Annotated in this window: 4 protein-coding genes; 2 read left to right on the forward strand and 2 right to left on the reverse strand. The window is 73.6% G+C overall.

All coding sequences use genetic code 11. The features are described 5' to 3' along the window. Together AB0D18_RS26860 and AB0D18_RS26865 are read right to left on the reverse strand one after the other, a co-directional pair. Positions 1-1,511 (reverse strand): condensation domain-containing protein (locus tag AB0D18_RS26860; protein WP_362423619.1); only part of this gene is annotated, 1,511 nt, incomplete at its 3' end. Continuing rightward, positions 1,508-16,051 (reverse strand): amino acid adenylation domain-containing protein, encoded by a 14,544-nt coding sequence (locus tag AB0D18_RS26865; protein WP_362423621.1) that lies wholly within the window; start codon positions 16,049-16,051, stop codon positions 1,508-1,510. The genes AB0D18_RS26860 and AB0D18_RS26865, both read right to left, overlap by 4 nt. 232 nt (positions 16,052-16,283) lie before the next feature. Here AB0D18_RS26865 and AB0D18_RS26870 point away from each other — a divergent pair, with 232 nt between their 5' ends. Next, a complete protein-coding gene (locus AB0D18_RS26870; protein ID WP_362423624.1) occupies positions 16,284-17,351 on the forward strand; it encodes a polyprenyl synthetase family protein in 1,068 nt (355 codons plus the stop codon). Continuing rightward, positions 17,341-18,465 (forward strand): hypothetical protein, encoded by a 1,125-nt coding sequence (locus AB0D18_RS26875; protein WP_362423627.1) that lies wholly within the window; start codon positions 17,341-17,343, stop codon positions 18,463-18,465. Before AB0D18_RS26870 ends, AB0D18_RS26875 begins: the two co-directional genes overlap by 11 nt. Positions 18,466-18,523 lie beyond the last annotated feature (58 nt).

An 18,523-nucleotide genomic window follows, 5' to 3' on the forward strand; every position in this document is an offset into this window, starting at 1 on the left:
ACACCCACCGCACGCGCCCACACCTGCGCATACGTCAACGACACACCACCACACACCACCGCAACCCCATCAGGCGTCCGCGCCACCTGCTCCCCAAACCACACCGGCAACACACCCACCGGCACCTCCACACCCACACCATTCCACCCACTCAACAACAACTCACGCTCACCACCACCCAACACATCCACCCCACCCACCAACACACCCACATCCACCACCACCGCACGCAACACACGCTCCAGACGTTCCAGAACGAGTGCGGCCTCCTCGCGGGAGAAGAGCTCGGCGCGGTAGTCGATGCGCAGGTTCAGTCCGGCCGCCGTACGGGAGACGACGAGGGTCATCGGGTAGTGCGTGGCGTCGCGGCCGGTCGCGCCGACCAGGCGCAGTCCGGACTCCAGCCGGGAGGCGGTGGCCGGGTCGACGGGATAGTTCTCCACCAGGACGGTCGTGTCGAAGAGTTCGCCGATGCCGGCCAGCGCCTGGATCTCCGCGAGGCCGAGGTGCTGGTGGGGCCCGAGGTCGGACTGCTCGTTCTGGACCCGGACGAGTGCCTTGGACCAGGGCTCGTCGTGCTGGAGGGTGACGCGTACCGGGACCGTGTTGATGAAGAGGCCGACCATGGACTCGATGCCCGGCACCTCGGCCGGCCGTCCTGCCACGGTCGTCCCGAACACGACGTCGTCCCGGCCGGTGAGGCGTCCCAGGACGACCGCCCAGGCGAGTTGCACGACGGTGTTGAGGGTCACCGAATGGGAGGCCGCCAACTCGCCTATGGCGTCGCCCGTTTCGGCCGGGAGCAGGGTCTCGACGCGCTCCGGCATCCGGGCCTCGCGGTGCGCGTCGGCCGGGGCGAGGCGGGTGGCCTCCTCGACACCGGCGAGGGTGTGGCGCCAGACGTCCTCGGTCGCGGTGCGGTCCTGGGCGGTGAGCCATTGCAGGTAGTTCTTGTACGGGGTGACCGGGGGCAGCGCGCTCTCGCCGCGCTCGTACACGGTGAACAGCTCGCGCAGCACGACGGGCATGGACCAGCCGTCGAGCAGGATGTGGTGGTTGGTGATCACCAGCCGGTGCAGCTCCGCACCGCGGCGGATCAGCAGGGCGCGGATCAGCGGCGGGCGGGCCAGATCGAAGCGCTCGGCGCGGTCCTCGTCGGCGAGCCGGGCCAGCTCGGCGTCCTGGTCGGCCGCGGTCAGCGCGCTCAGGTCGGCCTCGCGCCAGGGCAGTTCGACGTCACGGAGGATGAACTGCACCGGCTTCCCGGAGCGGACCGGGCGGAAGCCGGCTCTGAGGTTGGCGTGGCGCCGCAGCAGAGCCGCCGCGGCCTCCTTGAGGCGGGCCGCGTCGAGCGGCCCTTCGAGGTCGGCCGCGAGCTGCACCGCGTAGACGTCGGGGCCCTGCCCGTCGTCCAGCAGGGAGTGGAAGAACAGGCCTTCCTGCAGCGGCGAGAGGGGCAGGACGCCCTCGAGGCCGGACGTCTTCTTCACCGGTCGGCTGTTGTGCGTCACGCCAGGTCCTCCAGGTCGGCCAGGTCGGCCAAGTCGGCTTCGAGCTCGTCGAGTTCGTCCTGGCGGAGGTCCGCCAGAGCGAGGTCGGACGTCTTCAGGTCATGGGTGCCGCCGTCCGGGGCGGCGTGGTCGGTGCTGTACCGCGTGAGGGCGTCGAGCGCCTCGAACCACAGGGCGGTCAGGGACTCGATGTCCTCTTCGCCGAAGAGGCCGCCGGGCCAGGAGAAGGTCACGCCCAGTTCGGGCCCCGCGGGTCCGTCGTGCGTGACGGCGTTGACCTCCAGGCAGTGGGCGAACGGCAGGTCCGGGTCGGCGGGGGCGATACGGACGTCCTCCGGTGCCGCGCCCCAGTCGGCGGGGCCCGTGTGCTCCGTACGGACGCGGCCCAGGTAGTTGAAGCCGACCTGCGGCCGCGCTCCGCCGGCGAGGAGGGCGGCGGTACGGGGGTTCAGGTAGCGCAGCAGGCCGTAGCCGATGCCCTTGTCGGGCACGGCCCCGAGCTGGTCCTGGACCCGGCCCAGCGCGACGCCGACGGCCGGTGCGCCGTCCCTGGTCTCGTGCCACATGACTCCGGGGTCGAGACGCAGGGGGTGCATCGCGGTGAACCAGCCGACCGTGGAGGAGAGTTCGGCCTCGCCGTCCTCGGCGCGACCGTGGCCCTCCAGGTTCAGCAGGACCGGCCCGCCCGCGCCCGCACCGCGCCGCCGGGTGCGCCGCCATTCGGCGAGGGCCAGCGCGAAGCCCGTCAGCAGGACCGCGTCGACGGAGCTGCCCGTCGCGGCGGGCACGGTCGTCAGCAGCGGTTCCGTACGGTCCGCGGGGAGGGTCCGGGTGTACTGCCTGACGGTGGCCCGGGTGTCCACGGCGGGGTCGAGCGGACGCGCGCCGAGCTGTGGGTCGGCCTCCGCCGTCATGCGTTCCCAGAGGGGAAGTTCCGCTTCGGTGGCGTCGGTCAGGGCGCGCGCGGCCAGCAGCCGCGCCCAGGTGCGGAACGACGTGCCGCCGGGTCCTGTGCTCTGCGGCCGGCCCGCTTCCGCGTCGGTCCAGCAGGTCATCAGGTCGGGGACGACGATGCGCCAGGACACTCCGTCGACGACGAGGTGGTGCGCCATGAGCAGGAGCCTGCCCGGACGGCCGGGGCCCGCGTCGAACCAGACGACGCGCAGCACGGCGCCGGTGTCGGGGTCGAGGCGGCGGCGGGCCGTCTCGGCCTCGGCGGTGAGGAGTTCGGTGAGGGCGTCGTCCGGGACGGCGCTGATGTCGACCCTGCGCAGGCAGTCTGCGGCGTCGGCCTTGCCCGCCTTCGGCACCTCCAGGCGCCACCCGTCCCGCGCGGTCCTCTCCAGGCGGGCCCGCAGCAGGTCGTGCCGGTCGAGCACTGTCCGGACGGCGCTGAGCAGGGACTCCTCGCCCAGCCCCAAGGGGGTGCGCAGGAGCACGGACTGGTTGAAGCCCTCGACGGGACCGCCCAGTTCGCGCAGCCACTCCATGATCGGGGTCGGGGTGACGGTGCCGGTCCCGTCGTCGGGCTCCCGGTCGGCGTCCGCGCCCGGCGCGGTCGCCGCCAGGGCGAGGGCCTCGACGGTCTGGTGCTGGAAGATGTCGCGCGGGGTGAGCACCAGGCCCTCCTGCCGGGCCCGGCTGACCAGTTGGATGGAGACGATGCTGTCCCCGCCCATGGCGAAGAAGTTGTCGTCGATCGCCACCTCGGGAACGCCGAGCAGGTCGGTGAAGAGGCCGCACAGCAGCTTCTCCCGTTCGTTGCGCGGGGTGCGCCCGCCGCCGCCCGCGTAGACGGGCGCGGGCAGCGTGCCGCGGTCCACCTTGCCGGTGCGGGTCAGCGGCAGTTGCTTCAGCGGTACGAACACGGCGGGCACCATGTAGTCCGGCAGCAGCGCGCCGACGTGGGCGCGCAGGGCCTCGTGGTCGAGCCGCGCGTCGGAGTCGGGATGCGTGTCGGAGCCGGGGCGCGTGTCGGAGTCGGGGCGCGTGTCGGAGTCGGGGCGTGCGTCGGAGTGGGGTCCGCTGCCGGTCGCGGGGACCACGTAGGCGACCAGGCGCTTGTCCCCCGGACGGTCCTCGCGTACGACGACGACGGTCTGCGCGGTGCCCGGGTGGGAGGCCACCGCGGCCTCCACCTCGCCGAGTTCGATGCGGAAGCCCCGCACCTTGACCTGGGCGTCGGCGCGGCCCGCGAACTCCAGGGTCCCGTCCGCGCGCCAGCGGACCCGGTCGCCCGTACGGTACATGCGGGCCGGGGCGGCGGCGAAGGGGTCGGCCACGAACCGTTCCGCGGTCAGGGACGGCCGGCCGAGGTAACCGCGGGCCAGGCCCTCGCCCGCCACGTAGAGCTCCCCGGTGACGCCGGGCGCCACCGGTCGCATGCGGGTGTCCAGGACGTAGAGGCGGGTGTTGTCGAGGGGACGGCCGATGGGGAAGGTACGGGCGGCGATGTCCTCCTCGGTGAGCGCGTGGTGGACCACGCACAGGGTCGTCTCGGTGGGGCCGTAGCTGTTGGTGATCCGGGCGCCGGCGGTCTGCTCCAGGACCTTGCGGACCGCGGCCGCCGAGGCCGTGTCGCCGCCGACGTAGACGTCGCGCAGGTCGCGGAAGCTCTCGGCGTGGTTCTCCGCGAGCAGCCGGAACACGCCCTCGCTGAACAGGCCGACGGTGACGCGGTGGCGGGTCATGACTGCGGCCAGGGAGGCGATGTCGGTCGCGTCCCCGTCCGAGGCGATGACGCGCGCGCCGGTCAGGAGCGGCCCCCACAGTTCGTACGTGGAGGCGTCGAAGGAGGGCGGCGAGTGCATCAGCGAGCGGTCGTCCGGGCCGTGCCCCCAGTAGCGGTCGCGGACCAGGCCCGCGACATTGCGGTGGGTGACCGCGACGCCCTTCGGCTCGCCGGTCGATCCGGAGGTGTAGATGACGTACGCCAGTTGGTCGGGGTGCGGCAGCGGCCAGGGGCTTTCGCCTTCCGCGCCGAGTCCGTCCGCGCCGAGTCCGTCCGCGCCGAGTCCGTCCGCGCCGAGTCCGTCCGCGAGGTCCGGGAGTTCCGCGAGGTCCGTGCGGTCTGTGAGGTCCGGGAGATCCGCGAGGTCCACGAGGACGATGTCGGCCGTGCTCCGCGGCACCTGCGCGGCGGTCGTGCGGTCCGCCAGCACCACGACCGTCGCGGTGCCTTCCAGGATCTGCCGCGTGCGCGCCTCGGGGCTGCGGGTGTCCAGCGGTACGTAGACGGCACCGGCCTTGCTCACCGCGAGGGTGGCCACCACGTGGTGGGCCCGGTTCCCGAGCAGCAGGGCCACCCGGTCCTCCGGGCGGACGCCGCGGGACAGCAGGAGGCGGGCCAGCGAGTCGGAACGGTCGTCGAGTTGCGCGTAGCTGAGTTCCAGGTCGCCCTGGACCAGGGCGACGGCCTGCGGGGTACGGGCGGCCTGCCTGCGGAACAGCTCCGGCAGTGACGCTTCGGGCCGCTCCAGGGCGGTGTCGTTGCGGACCACGAGGAGTTCGTGCAGTTCCTCGTCCGACAGCACGGGCAGGGAGCCGATCGGCCGGTCGGGGTCGGCCGCGGCGGCGGTCAGCAGCCGCACCAGGCGGGTGGCGACGGCCTCGACGGTGGGACGGTCGAACAGATCCAGCGCGTATTCGAGCGAGCCGAGGATGCCGTCGGCGGCGCCGCTCGCGGTGCGGCGTTCCCACAGGCTGACCGACAGGTCGAACTTGGCCACGGGGGCGTCGGCGCCCTCGACCTCGACGCGCAGACCGGGAAGGTCGATCTCGGGCCGCTCCGTGTTGTGCAGGATCAGCATGGTCTGGAAGAGCGGGTGGCGGGCGAGGGAGCGCACCGGGTTGAGTTCCTCCACCAGCCGCTCGAACGGCAGCTCCTGGTGGGTGAACGCGGCGAGGTCGCTCTCCCGGACCCGGGCGAGCAGTTCGCGGAAGGTGGGGTCTCCCCCGGTGTCGGTGCGCAGCACCAGGGTGTTGACGAAGAACCCGACGAGGTCGTCCAGGGCGTCGTCGGTCCGGCCCGCGATCGGGGTGCCGAGCGGGATGTCGGTGCCGGCGCCCAGCCGGGTCAGCAGGGCGGCCAGTCCGGCCTGCAGGACCATGAAGAGACTGACGCCGTTGGCGCGGGCCAGGGCCGCCAGGCCGGCATGTGCCTCGGCGCCCACCTCCACCGGTACGTTGTCGCCGCGGTAGCTGGCCACCTCCGGGCGCGGCCGGTCGGTGGGCAGGTCCAGCTCCTCCGGCAGTCCGTCCAGGGCTGCCCTCCAGTGGTCGAGCTGACGGTTCAGCCCGCTCTCGGGGTCGCTCTCGTCGCCCATGACCCGGCGCTGCCACAGGGTGTAGTCGGCGTACTGGACGGGCAGTGGCTGCCAGGCCGGCGCAGTGCCGCGGCAGCGCGCCGCGTACGCACGGGAGAGGTCGCCGAGCAGCGGTACGAGCGACCAGCCGTCGCTGGCGATGTGGTGGGTGACCAGGACCAGCACCGCGTCCTGGGCACCGTCCTGCGCGCCGTCCTGCGCGCCGTCCTGCGCGCCGTCGCTGTCTTCGGCGGCCTCCGCCCCTTCGGCTTCGGCGCGCGTGGTGAGCAGCCGGGCCCGGAACGGCGGCTGGACGGCCAGATCGAAGCCGCGTACGACGGTCTCGGTGACGGCCTGCTCCAGTTCGCCGGGGGCGAGTGCGCTCTCCTCCAGCACGGGGGCACCCTCGACGGGTCCCAGGACGTGCTGGCAGGGGACGCCGCCGGTCTCGGGGAACACCGTCCGCAGGCTCTCGTGGCGGCCCGCGACGTCCCGCAGTGCGTCCCGCAGAGCGGGCCGGTCGATCTCGCCGCCGAGGCGCAGCACCAGCGGCACGTTGTACGTGGCGCCTGGCCCTTCGAGCCGGTTGAGGAACCACAGCCGGGTCTGGGCGAAGGACAACGGCACGCGGTCGCCGCGGTCGGCCGGTACCAGGGCGGGCCGGTTCTCGCCGGGTGCGGTGAGCCGGGCGGCCACGCCTGCGACGGTCGGAGCGTCGAACAGCGCCTTGACGCCGACCCGGACGCCGAGCGCGCCGAAGATCCGGCTGAGCAGCCGCATGGCCAGCAGCGAGTGGCCGCCCAGTGCGAAGAAGTCGTCGTCGATCCCGACCCGTCGCACGCCCAGCACGTCGGCGAAGAGACCGCAGAGGATCTCCTCCTCCGGGGTACGGGCGTCGCGGCTCCGCGTGCCGCCGCCGGCCGCCTCCGGGGCCGGCAGGGCCGCCCTGTCGACCTTGCCGTTGGCGGTGAGCGGGAGCGTGTCCAGGACGACGACGGCGGTGGGTGTCAGGTACTCGGGGAGTCTGCCGGCGACGTGGGCCCTGAGGTGGTCGGCGTCGACCCGCGCGCCGGGGGCGGGGACGACGTACGCGGTGAGCCGCTTGTCGTCCCGCTCGTCCTCCCGTACGAGGGCGAGCGCCTGCCGTACTCCGGGAGCGGACAGCAGGGCGGACTCCACCTCGCCCGGCTCGATCCGGAAACCGCGCACCTTGACCTGGTCGTCCACGCGGCCGATGTACTCCAGGACTCCGGCGGAGTTCCACCGGACGCGGTCACCGGTGCGGTACATCCTGGCTCCCGGCGCCCCGAACGGGTCGGCGACGAACCGCTCCGCGGTGCCCGCCGGCCGGCCGAGGTAGCCGCGGGCGAGGCCGGAGCCCGCGATGTACAGCTCGCCCGCGACGCCGTCGGGCACCGGGATCAGGGCCGCGTCCAGGACATAGGCGCGGGTGTTCCACATCGGGCGGCCGAGCGGGACCGGTCCGGCCGGCAGGGCGGCGCCGGCCGGGATCCGGCGGTCGAGGACACCGACGGTGGTCTCGGTCGGCCCGTAGTGGTTGACCACCGTGGCCTGCGGGTGCCTGGCGCGCCAGGCCGCGAGCTGCTCGGAGTGCAGCGCCTCGCCGCCCGTCATCAGTTCGAGGGACGGGGAGCAGTCGTCGGGGAGGGTGTCGAGGAGGGGCAGGTGACTGGGGGTGATCTTGAGGAAGGTCAGGCCGCCGGGTACGTCGAGTTCCTCGTCGAGGTCGGCGACGTACAGGCAGCCGCCCGCGAGCAGGGTGCCGTAGAGGGTGGTCAGTCCGAGGTCGAAGGAGAGCGGCGAGTGCAGCAGGGTCCGGCCGCTCAGTCCGGGGTACTCGGCGGCGCAGCGCACCACGTAGTCCACCAGGGCCCGTTGGTCGACCACGACGCCCTTGGGGGTGCCTGTGGAGCCGGAGGTGTAGACGACGTACGCGGCGTCGCCGGGGCCCGGGGGCACGGTCCGGTCGCTGTCGCCGAGGTCGCCCGCCGCCCGGCGGGCGAGCGCGTCCGTCACCTCCGGGGCGTCCAGTACGAGTACCTCGGCCGGCCCCTCGGCCAGGTGCGGGGCCGCCCGCAGGGTGTCCGCGGTGGTCAGCAGGAGGGTGGGGCGGGCGTCGGCGAGCAGTTGCGCGACGCGCTGCCCCGGGTGCTCGGGGTCCAGGGGCAGGTAGGCGGCGCCGGCCTTGCCGACGGCGAGCATCGCTTCGACCGCCGTGGCGGAGCGCGGCAGGGCGAGGGCGACGAGGGTGCCGGGCGCCGTCCCGTGCTCCAGCAGGAGGCGGGCGAGCCGGTTCGCCCGGCCGTTGAGCTGCCCGTAGCCGAGCCGTTGCGGTCCGCAGACGACGGCAGGCGCGTCAGGGGTGCGGGCCGCCTGTGCCTCGAAGAGCTGGGTGAGGGTCGTGTCCGGGGTGTCGTGCGCGGTGTCGTTGCGGGTGACGAGCAGGTCGTGCCGTTCCGTTCCGTCCATGACGGCGAGGCTGCCGATGCGCCGGTCGGGTCGGTCCAGGGCGGACTCCAGCAGGCGGACGAACCGGCCGACGAGTGCCTCGACGGTGGAGCGGTCGAACAGGTCGGCCGAGTAGCCGGCCGCCGCCACCAGGCCCTGCGGCTCGCCCTGTTCGTCGTACTGCTCGGCCACGCTGAACAGCAGGTCGAACTTGGCCATGTCCGGGTCGAGCTGGGCGACTTCGGCGCGCAGATGGGGGAAGTCCAGCTCGGGGCGCTGGAGGTTCTGCAGCACCAGCTTGATCTGGAACAGGGGGTGGCGGGTCAGCGAGCGGCGCGGGTTGACGGCCTCCACCAGGCGCTCGAAGGGCAGGTCCTGGTGGGCGAAGGCGGCGAGGTCCGCCGTGCGGGTGCGCTGCACCAGCTCGCCGAAGGTCGGGTCGCCCGACGTGTCGACGCGCAGCACCAGGGAGTTGACGAAGAAGCCGACCAGGTCGTCGAGGGACTCGTCGGTGCGGCCCGCCACGGAGCCGCCGATGGGGATGTCGGTGCCGGCGCCGAGCCGGGTCAGCAGCGCCGCGAGGGCCGCGTGCAGGGCCATGAAGGTGGTGACGCCGTGGGTGCGGGCCAACCGCAGCAGGCGGCGGTGCGTCTCGGGGCCGAGGCCGAAGGGGACGAGTCCGCCCCGGCGGCTGGGGAGTGCGGGCCGCGGCCGGTCGGCCGGCAGGGCGAGCTCCTCGGGCAGTCCGGCCAGTGCCTGCTTCCAGTAGGCGATCTGACCGGAGATCACACTGCCGGGGTCGCTCTCGTCGCCGAGCTGGTCGCGCTGCCACAGGGCGTGGTCGGCGTACTGGACGGGGAGCGGGGTCCAGGTGGGTGCCTGCCCGCCGAGGGCGGCCCCGTACGCGACGCTGAGGTCGCGCGCCAGAGGCGCGGTCGACCAGCCGTCGCTCGCGATGTGGTGGACGACGACGACGAGGAGGTGCGTCTGCGGGCCGAGTACGAGCAGCCGGGCGCGCAACGGGATCTCGCGGGCTAGGTCGAAGCCGCGGCCGACCACCTCGGCGGTCAGCGCGTCGGCGTCCCGGCCCGCGGCGTCCACGACCTCCAGCCCGGGACGTGCCCGGGAGGGGTCGAGGACCTCCTGGCGGGGTACGCCGTCGCTCTCGGGAAAGACGGTGCGCAGGCTCGCGTGCCGGCCGACGACCTCGGCCAGGGCGTGTTCCAGGGCGGCGGTGTCGAGGCTGCCGGACAGCCGCAGGACCAGCGGGATGTTGTACGAGCTGTCCGCCGGGTCCGTCCGGTTGAGGAACCACAGGCCGCGCTGGGCGTACGACAGTGGCAGCACCGCGGGCCTCTCGCGGCGCACCGGGCGGCTGCGGGCGGGACCCGCGGCCTCGATCCGGGCGGCGAGGCCGGCCACGGTGGGTGCCTCGAACAGGGCGGCGACCTGAAGGTCCACCGAGAGGGCGGCGCGGATCCTGGCCACCAGACGGGTGGCGAGGAGGGAGTGACCGCCCAGCGCGAAGAAGTCGTCGTCGACGCCGACCCGGTCGAGTCCCAGGAGTTCCGCGAAGGTGCCGCAGAGGATCTCCTCCTCGGGGGTGCGCGGTGCGCGGCGCACGGTGGTGGAGAAGTCCGGCGCGGGCAGGGCCTTGCGGTCGGTCTTGCCGTTCGCGGTCAGCGGCATGGTGTCGAGCGGGACGAGCACGGACGGCACCAGGTGCTCCGGCAGGGCGGCGGCGAGGCTCTCGCGTACGGCGCGGACGTCCTGCGTACCCACGACGTAGCCGACGAGCTGCTGGTGCCCGCCCGGTCCCGGGACCACGGCGGCGACCGCGTCGCTCACCCCGTGCTGGGCCCTGAGGTGCGCCTCCACCTCGCCCAGTTCGACGCGCTGGCCGCGGATCTTCACCTGTGCGTCGCGGCGGCCGATGAACTCCAGCTGTCCGTCGGGGCGGTGGCGGACCCGGTCGCCGGTGCGGTACATGAGGCTGTCGTCGGCGGCGAACGGGTCGGCGACGAAGGTGGCCGCGGTGCGGCCGGGGTCGCCGAGGTAGCCCCGGCCGACGCCGGCGCCGGCGACGTACAGGTCGCCGGGGGTGCCCGCGGGGACCGGCTGGAGTTCGTCGCTGAGGACGTACAGCCGGGTGTTGCGGACCGCCCGGCCGATCGGGGCGGTGATCCGCTCCTCGTCCAGGGTGTCCGCCGTGAGGACGGCGTGGGTGACGTCGTCGGAGCATTCGGTGGGCCCGTAGGCGTTCATCATCGCGATGGCGGGGAAGCGTGCGAACCAGCGCCGGCACAGCTCGGCGGGCAGTTCCTCGCCGGTGACGACGAGCCACCGCAGTGCGGACAGGTCCGGGACCTCCGCGCCCTCGTCCCAGGTGTCGAGGGCCGCGCGCAGGAGCGAGGGCACGACCTCCAGGACGGTGACCGCGTCGTGTGCGGTGAGGCGGAACAGGCCCAGCGGGTCGGCCGCCAGGGACTGGCCCACGGCGAGCACCCGGCCGCCCCTGAGGAGCGGGGCGATCATCTGCCAGACCGAGACGTCGAAGGTGAGCGGCGCGTTCTGGACCACCGTGTCGGCGGCGGTCAGGGTGAGGTCGTCGATCTTCGCCAGCAGGTGGTTGTTCATGCCCCGGTGGTGGACCATCGCCCCCTTGGGGCGGCCGGTGGAGCCCGAGGTGAAGATGACGTAGGCGAGTTGGCCGCCGGCCGGCTCTGCGGTGAAGGCCGGAGCGTGCGCGCTGTTCGCGGCGGCGGAGTCGGCGCGGAGCTCGGCCTCCGCGGAGCCGGCGGTGCCCAGGGGCAGCAGGGTGACGGCGCCGCCGGTGGCCCCGGTCACCGCGGCGGCGGTGTCCGCGTGCCCCGGTCCGGCGAGCAGCAGGGCCGCCCGCGCGTCGGCGAGCAGGGTCGCCGCCCGCTCCACGGGTGCCCTGGTGTCGAGGGGCAGGTAGGCGGCGCCGGCCGCCAGGATGCCGAGGAGAGCGGTGACGGCGGCGCTGCCGCGGTCGGCGAGGACGGCGACCACCGAGTCCGGGCCCGCCCCTTGGGCGCGCAGCCGGGCGGCCAGGGCTTCCACCCGGTCCATGAGGCCGGCGTAGGTGACGTCCCCGTCGTCGTCCGTGACGGCGACGGCGCCGGGGTGTGCCGCGGCGATCTCGCGGAGGCGGCCCACGACGTCGGTCATGGACTCCGGTGCGGCGGTGTCGTTGTAATCCACCAGCAGCCGGTGGGTCTCCTGCGCGGAGAGGATCGGGGCGCTGCCGATCCTGCTGCCGGGGTCGTGCGCGGCGGTCTCGGCGAGCCGGGCGAAGCGCTCCAGGAAGGCCTGCGCGGTGGACCGTTCGAACAGATCGGTACGGAACTCCAGGGCGACGAGGATGCCGTCCTCGTCGCCGCCGGGGGTGCGGTGCTCGCGGACGTTGAACGACAGGTCGAACTTGGCGGTGCCGGTCGGCACGTCGAGCATGCCGAGTTCCAGGCCGTCGACGGCCGGCAGGACGCGCTGGGAGCTGTCCATCGAGATCATGATCTGGAACAGCGGGTGCCAGAAGGGCGAGCGCACCGGGTTGAGCACCTCGACGAGCCGCTCGAAGGGCAGTTCCTGGTGTTCGTAGGCGCTGAGGTTGGCGGGCCGGATCCGGGCGAGCAGTTCCTCGAAGGTGGGGTCGCCCGAGGTGTCGGTGCGCAGGACGAGGGTGTTGGTGAAGAAGCCGACGAGGTCGTCGAGGGCGTCGTCGGGGCGGCCGGTCACGGGGGTGCCGACGGCGATGTCGGTGCCGCCGCCCAGCCGGGTCACCACCGCGGCCACCAGGGCCTGGACGACCATGAAGGTGCTGGTGCCGGTCGTCCGGGCCAGTGCGCCGAGCCGCTGGTGGAGCCGCGCGTCCAGGTCCAGGGTGACCAGGTCGGCGGGGGCTGCCGCCAGGGCCTTCCTGGCGTGGTCGGCGGGCAGTTCCAGATGGTCGGGCAGGCCTTCGAGGTGCTGCTGCCAGAAGGCGATCTGGCGGGCGGCGACGCTGTCGGGGTCCTGCTCGCCGCCCAGGCACAGGCGCTGCCAGGCGGCGTAGTCGGCGTACTGCACGGCGAGCGGTTCGCGCTGCGGCTGTGCTCCCGCGCGCCGCGCCCGGTAGCTCTCGGTGAGATCGCGCAGGAGCGGGCCGAGCGAGCCGGCGTCGGCCGCGATGTGGTGCAGCAGGAGCAGCAGTACGTGGCGTTCGGGGGCGAGCGTGAACAGGGTGGCCCGCAGCGGGGGTTCGCCGCCGAGGTCGAAGCGGTGGGTGACGGCGACGGCGAGCTGCTCGGCGAGGGTGTCGTCGCTCGCGGTGGCCACGGCGCACTCGACGGGGGTCCCGGCGGGCAGGATGTGTTGCGCCGCCACTCCGTCGTTCTGGCGGTAGAGCGTGCGCAGGATCTCGTGCCGGGCGACGAGGTCGCCGATCGCCGACTCCAGGGCCTCTTGGTCGAGTCCGCCGGACAGGGTGAGGACGAGCGGGATGTTGTAGGCGGCGCCGGGGCCCTCGATCTGGTCCAGGATCCACAGGCGCTGCTGGGCGTGGGACAGTGCGAGGTCTCCGTCGCGGGGCGTCGGGACCAGGGCGGGCCTGGCGGCTGCGGGGCTGCCGAGCCGCTCGGCCAGCAGGCCGGGGGAGGGGGCGGCGAAGACGGCTTCGACGCCGCAGTCCACGCCGGTTTCGGCGGTGACGCGCCGGGCCAGCCGGGCGGCCATCAGGGAGTGGCCGCCGAGCGTGAAGAAGTCGTCGTCGGCGCCGACGTCGTCGAGACCGAGCGCCTGGGCGAACAGCGTGCACAGGGTGTGTTCCAGGGCCGTGGCCGGTGCGCGGCGGACCCGGGTCCTGGCCGCGGTGCCCGGGTCGGGCAGCGCCTTGTGGTCGACCTTCCCGTTCGGGGTGACCGGGATCGTGTCCAGGACGGTGAGGGTGGCGGGCACCAGGTAGCCGGGCAGTTCCGCGGCCAGTGCGTCGCGTACGGCGTCCAGGCGCAGGGGTGCGCCGGGTTCGGCGGGGACCACGTAGCCGGCCAGGGCGGGGGCGCCGGTGGCGTCGTGGCGTACCGTCACCGCCGCCCGGCCCACCGCGGGCAGCCGCAGCAGGGCGGCTTCCGCCTCGGCGGGCTCGACGCGGTAGCCGCGGATCTTGACCTGCTCGTCGGCGCGTCCGACGAACTCCAGCGAGCGGTCCGGGAGTTGCCTGACCAGGTCGCCGGTCCGGTACATGCGCTCGCCCGGCAGCCCGAAGGGGTGGGCGACGAAGCGTTCGGCGGTCAGTGCGGAGCGGCCCAGGTAGCCGCGGGCCAGGCTGGGTCCTGCCACGTACAGCTCACCCGTGACACCGGGCGGTACGGGGAGCAGGGCGCTGTCGAGGACGTACACCCGGGTGTCGGCGATGGGGTCGCCGATGGGCGGTGTGCCGGCGCCCGCGCCGTCGAGCGCCTCGCTCATCGTGGCGCACACGGTGGTCTCGGTGGGTCCGTAGCCGTTGACGAACACCCGGCCCGGAGCCCAGCGGGACACCAGTTCCGGCGAGCTCGCCTCGCCGGCCACCAGGATGGTCATCCCGGGCGGCAGGTCGCTCTGCGGGTTCAGCACGGCGAGTGACGAGGGCGGCAGGATCGCGTGGGTGATGCCGGCCTGCCGGGTGAACGAGGCCAGCGGGTCCCCGGGGAGCAGCCGCTCGGCCGGGGCCAGGACGAAGGTCGCACCGGAGAGCAGGCCCATGCACAGTTCGGGGACCATCGCGTCGAAGCCCGTCGAGGCGAACTGCAGGACCCTGCTTCCGGGGTGCACGCCCAGCCGGTCGATGAAGGTCTCGGCGAGGCCCGGTATGCCCGCGTGGGTGACCAGCACGCCCTTGGGGCGGCCGGTCGATCCCGAGGTGTAGATGACGTAGGCGGGGTGGGCGGCGGTCAGGGCGGTGGTGCGTTCCGCGTCCGTCGGGTCGGTGTCCGCCAGTGCCGGCAGCGCGTCGCGCACGTCCTGTCCGTCGAGCAGGAGCGCGGGACGGCCGGCGGCGTGTGCGGCGGTGACCGTGGCGGAGGTGGCCAGGACGCACGCGGGAGCGGCGTCGCCGAGGATGTGGTCGATGCGCGCCGCGGGGTAGGCAGGGTCGACGGGGACGTACGCGGCGCCCGCCTTGACCACGGCGAGGACGCCGACCACGAACTCGGCCGAGCGGGGCAGCAGCAGGGCCACCCGGTCCTCCGGTCCGATGCCCCGCGCGACAAGCAGCCGGGCGAGCCGGTTGGCCCGCCGGTTCAGCTCCGCGTAGCTGAGGACCTCGCCCTCGAACTCGACGGCCGGGGCGTCCGGTGTCGCCCGGACCCGGCGCTCGAACAGGTCGGGAAGGGTGGGTCCCGCGGCGGGACGGACCGCCGGTTCGGCGGCGGTGAGCGCCGCGAGTTCGTCGTCGCCGAGCAGACCGAGCCGGCCGACCGGCGTCGCGGGCTCTTCGAGCGCCCTGGCCACCCGGCCGACGAAGGCGAGGTACCGGTCCTGGTGGGCGGCGAGGTCGGCGGGACCGTACAGCTCGCGGTGGGCGTCGAAGTCCACCCGGATCTCGCGGCCGTTGCCCCGGTCGTAGACCGAGACGGCGAGGTCCTCGACGAGCCGCAGCGACATGTTGTGGGCGTCGGCGCGGCTGCCCGCGAAGCTGAGGTCGTAGTTGAAGGGGACGACGTTGAGCAGCGGCCCGAAGAACCGCCGGTGGTCGTTGGCCAGGCCCAGGTCCCGGCGCAGGTCCTCGCCGCGGTAGCGCTGGTGGGCGACGAGGCCGCGCAGGGCGACGCGGGTGCGTTCGAGGAGTTCGCCCACGGTGGTGGTGTCGTCGACGGCCACCCGCAGCGGGACCACGTTCGCGGCCATGCCCGGGGCGGTGCGCGAGGCAGGACCCGGGCGGGCGGTCACCGGGAGGCCGACCACGATGTCGGTGAGTCCGGTCATCCGGTGCAGGTAGGCGACCGTGGCGGCGATGACGATGCGCGACCGTGCGGTGCCGGCCTGTTCCGCCACTCGCACCAGGTCGTCCTGGGCGTCCTTGGGCAGGTGCGCGGTGCGCCGCACGAAGTCCGCCGAGGCCACCAGCGGCCGGGCAGACAGGGCGATCGGCTCCGGCAGGCCGGCGAACTCCTCGCGCCAGAAGTCCCGGTCGGCGGTGAACTCCGCGGAGGCACGGTACGCGGCGTCCTCGGTGAGGAGGGTGCGTACGGAGGTGAACGGGGTGGGCGGGAGCTCCGCGCCCGCGGCGAGCGCGGTGTAGAGGTCCGCGACCCGGCGCACCAGGAGTGCGGCGCCCACGCCGTCCATCAGGATGTGGTGGTAGGCGTGGTACCAGAACCAGCGGTCCTCGGCGACGCGGAAGAGCGCGTAGGTGAACAGCGGGGCGGAGGTCAGGTCGATGCGCCGGCGCAGGTCCCGTCCCATCCACTCCTCGGCGGCGCGCCGGGGGTCGTCCTCGCCGCGGACGTCGAGGATCCGCAGCCGCCAGTCGGGTTCGGCGCCGACGCTCTGGCGGGGTCCGTTCTCGGTGTCGAAGAACCTGATGTGCAGGGCGTCCGCCTCCGCGGTCGTACGCCGCAGTGCCCGCTCGAAGAGGACGGTGTCCACGGGCCCGTGGATCTCCAGGTACTCGGCCGCCCGGAAGATGGGGCTGTCGGGCTCCACCGCCTGCGCGAACCACACGCCTGCCTGCGCGCCGGTCAGCTCAAGCAGCTCTTCGTCACCGGCAAAAGACTGAGACAGATCCATGATTCCTCGCCATCCACCTTCGATCGCACGGAAGTCGACTTCTTTTCCGTGCGGAGCAAAAGACAGTTATGTGGTTCTCGGACGGGCAGTGTCCAGGCACTTGGGCGGAGGTTAGTCCGGAGCCGCTCCACCGCTCTGGACAGCGGCTGTACGTCAACCTGCCCCTATCCAGGGGCGCTTGGCTGTGCGAGAAATGGCGAGTTGACGTCGCCCCGGAACCAGGAGAATGACCATGCCCGCAACCCTCCCGGTGAGTCACCCGCTCTCCGGTGTCACCGCCCACGAGGCCCGAAATCGCATATTGGCCCGAGCGGAGAAACGTATCCAGGAGTTCATTTCCGAGGAGCGCCGAGAATGGTCGGCGCTCAATTCCGATTCGGCGGAGTTGATCGACTGCGTGGCCCGGATGGTGGGGAGCGGCGGCAAGCGGCTGCGTCCCGCTTTCTGCATCACCGGCTATCTCGCCGGCGGCGGCGATCCGGACGCCCAGGTCATCGTCGACGTCGCGGCGGCCCTGGAACTGCTCCACACCTTCGCGCTGCTCCACGACGACGTCATGGACGACTCGGGGCTGCGCAGGAACGAGCCGACCGCGCACGTGCTGCACTCCTCGCTGCACGAGGAGCGCGACTGGCGCGGTGAGCCCCGCAGGTACGGCGAGAGCGTGGCCGTCCTCGCGGGCGACCTCGCCCTGGTGTACGCGGAACGGTTGCTCGCCGACTGTCCTGCGCACGCCCGGCGCATCTGGGGCGATCTGTGCACCGAGCTGATGATCGGTCAGTTCCTGGACGTCCGGGCGGCGGCCCGGTTCGACCCGGACCCCGAACTCTCCAGCTGGATCGCCCTGTTCAAGTCGGGGCGCTACACGGTCTACCGGCCGCTGGCGATGGGCGCCGAACTCGCCGGGGCGCAGGAGCTGGGCCCGGTGTTCGAGGAGTACGGCCTCGCGCTCGGGGAGGCGTTCCAGCTCAGGGACGACCTGCTGGACGCCTTCGGGAGCCAGGAGGTCACCGGGAAGCCGGCCGGGCTCGACTTCAAGCAGCACAAGATGACGCTGCTGATGTCGATCGCGCTGCGGCACGAGAGCGAGGTCAGGGAGCTGGTCGGCGAGAACCTCGCGGGCGCCGACCCCGACAGCCTGCACGAGGTACTCGTACGGACCGGAGTGCGCGACCGCGTCGAGGGGGTCGTCGCGGAGCGGATCGCGACGGCGTGCGCCGCCGTCGACGGGGTGCTCGGTCCCGCCTGGTCGACCGTGCTGCGCGACATGGCGAGGCAGGCGGCCTACCGTGACAAGTAGTCCGGCCGCGGAGGTCGCCCCGGCGGCGTCCGGAACCCTGCCCTGCGCACGAGGTCCCGTGGCGTGGCGGTTCGCCCCGCTGCCGGGCGCCGCCCCCTCGTTCTGGGACGCCGTCCCGCCGGCGGCCGGGCTGGAGACGTACGCGAAGGCGCTGTCGCCACGCGGTGCGCGGGCCCCGGCCGACCGGCTCGACGTCCGGGCCGTGGACGGCTACCGCGCGCCGGAGGGCGAGCCGCCCCCCGCTCCCGGCGGCCCGTGGGCCTCGTACACCGAGACCGGGACGGCGCGTTGGATCCACTGGCCGGCCCGGGGGCCGTCGGGGACCGCGGGGCTGGTACGGGCGAGAACCGGTGAGGCGGCCGACGGCACCGGGACGGGCCCGGACGGCGGTTCCCCTACCGTCGTCGAGGTCTCGGCGAGCAATGAGGCCTTCCGGCGGAAGCTGTTCCGGATGTCGCTGATCGCCCCTCTGATGCTGGGCGGGGGCGTCGGCCTCGTCCACGGCGTGGCGATCACCCGGGACAAAGTCACGGTGCTGCTCGCCGGGAATTCGGGGTCGGGGAAGAGCACCCTGGGGCTGGCGGCCTTCGCCGACGGCTGGCAAGTGGTGGCCGAGGACCTCGTGTTCGTCACCTCGGACCTGTCGGTCGTCCCGCTGTTCCTCGGCGGGGCCTGGGAGAACCGGGTGCAGCCGGACGACCGTGCGCTGATCTCCCGGATCACCGGCACCGAACTGCACGGGAACGCCTCGGACCTGCCCCCGGACCACCGGGGCCGGGAGTACTTCTTTCCCGTGCGTGCGCGGGGCGGAGCGCTGCCCGACCGCGTCCTGCCCATCGACCTGGTGGTCTACGTCGACCGGTCCCAGGGCGCCTCGGTGACCGGCGACGGGCGGGCCGGACAGGTGCTGGGGGCCGGGCCGGGAAGCACGCTCGGCGCCGTGGCGAAGCTGCTGCGGCTGGACTTCGCTCCTGTGGTGCGGGAGGCCGACCGGATCTCGCGTGCCCTGGTCGGCGAGCTGCCCTCGCGGCGGTTCATGGCCTCCGGCCGTCCCGAGGAGGACGTACCCGCGTTCCTGTCGTCCGTCGACCGGTGGGCCCGGACCGTCGGCTGAGGGCCCGCGGGGACGCGGAATGCCGCGGTGGACCAGGCTCTCCCGCCTGGTCCACCGC

The sequence above is a fragment of the Streptomyces sp. NPDC048442 genome (genome assembly GCF_040651475.1).
Taxonomy (GTDB): domain Bacteria; phylum Actinomycetota; class Actinomycetes; order Streptomycetales; family Streptomycetaceae; genus Streptomyces.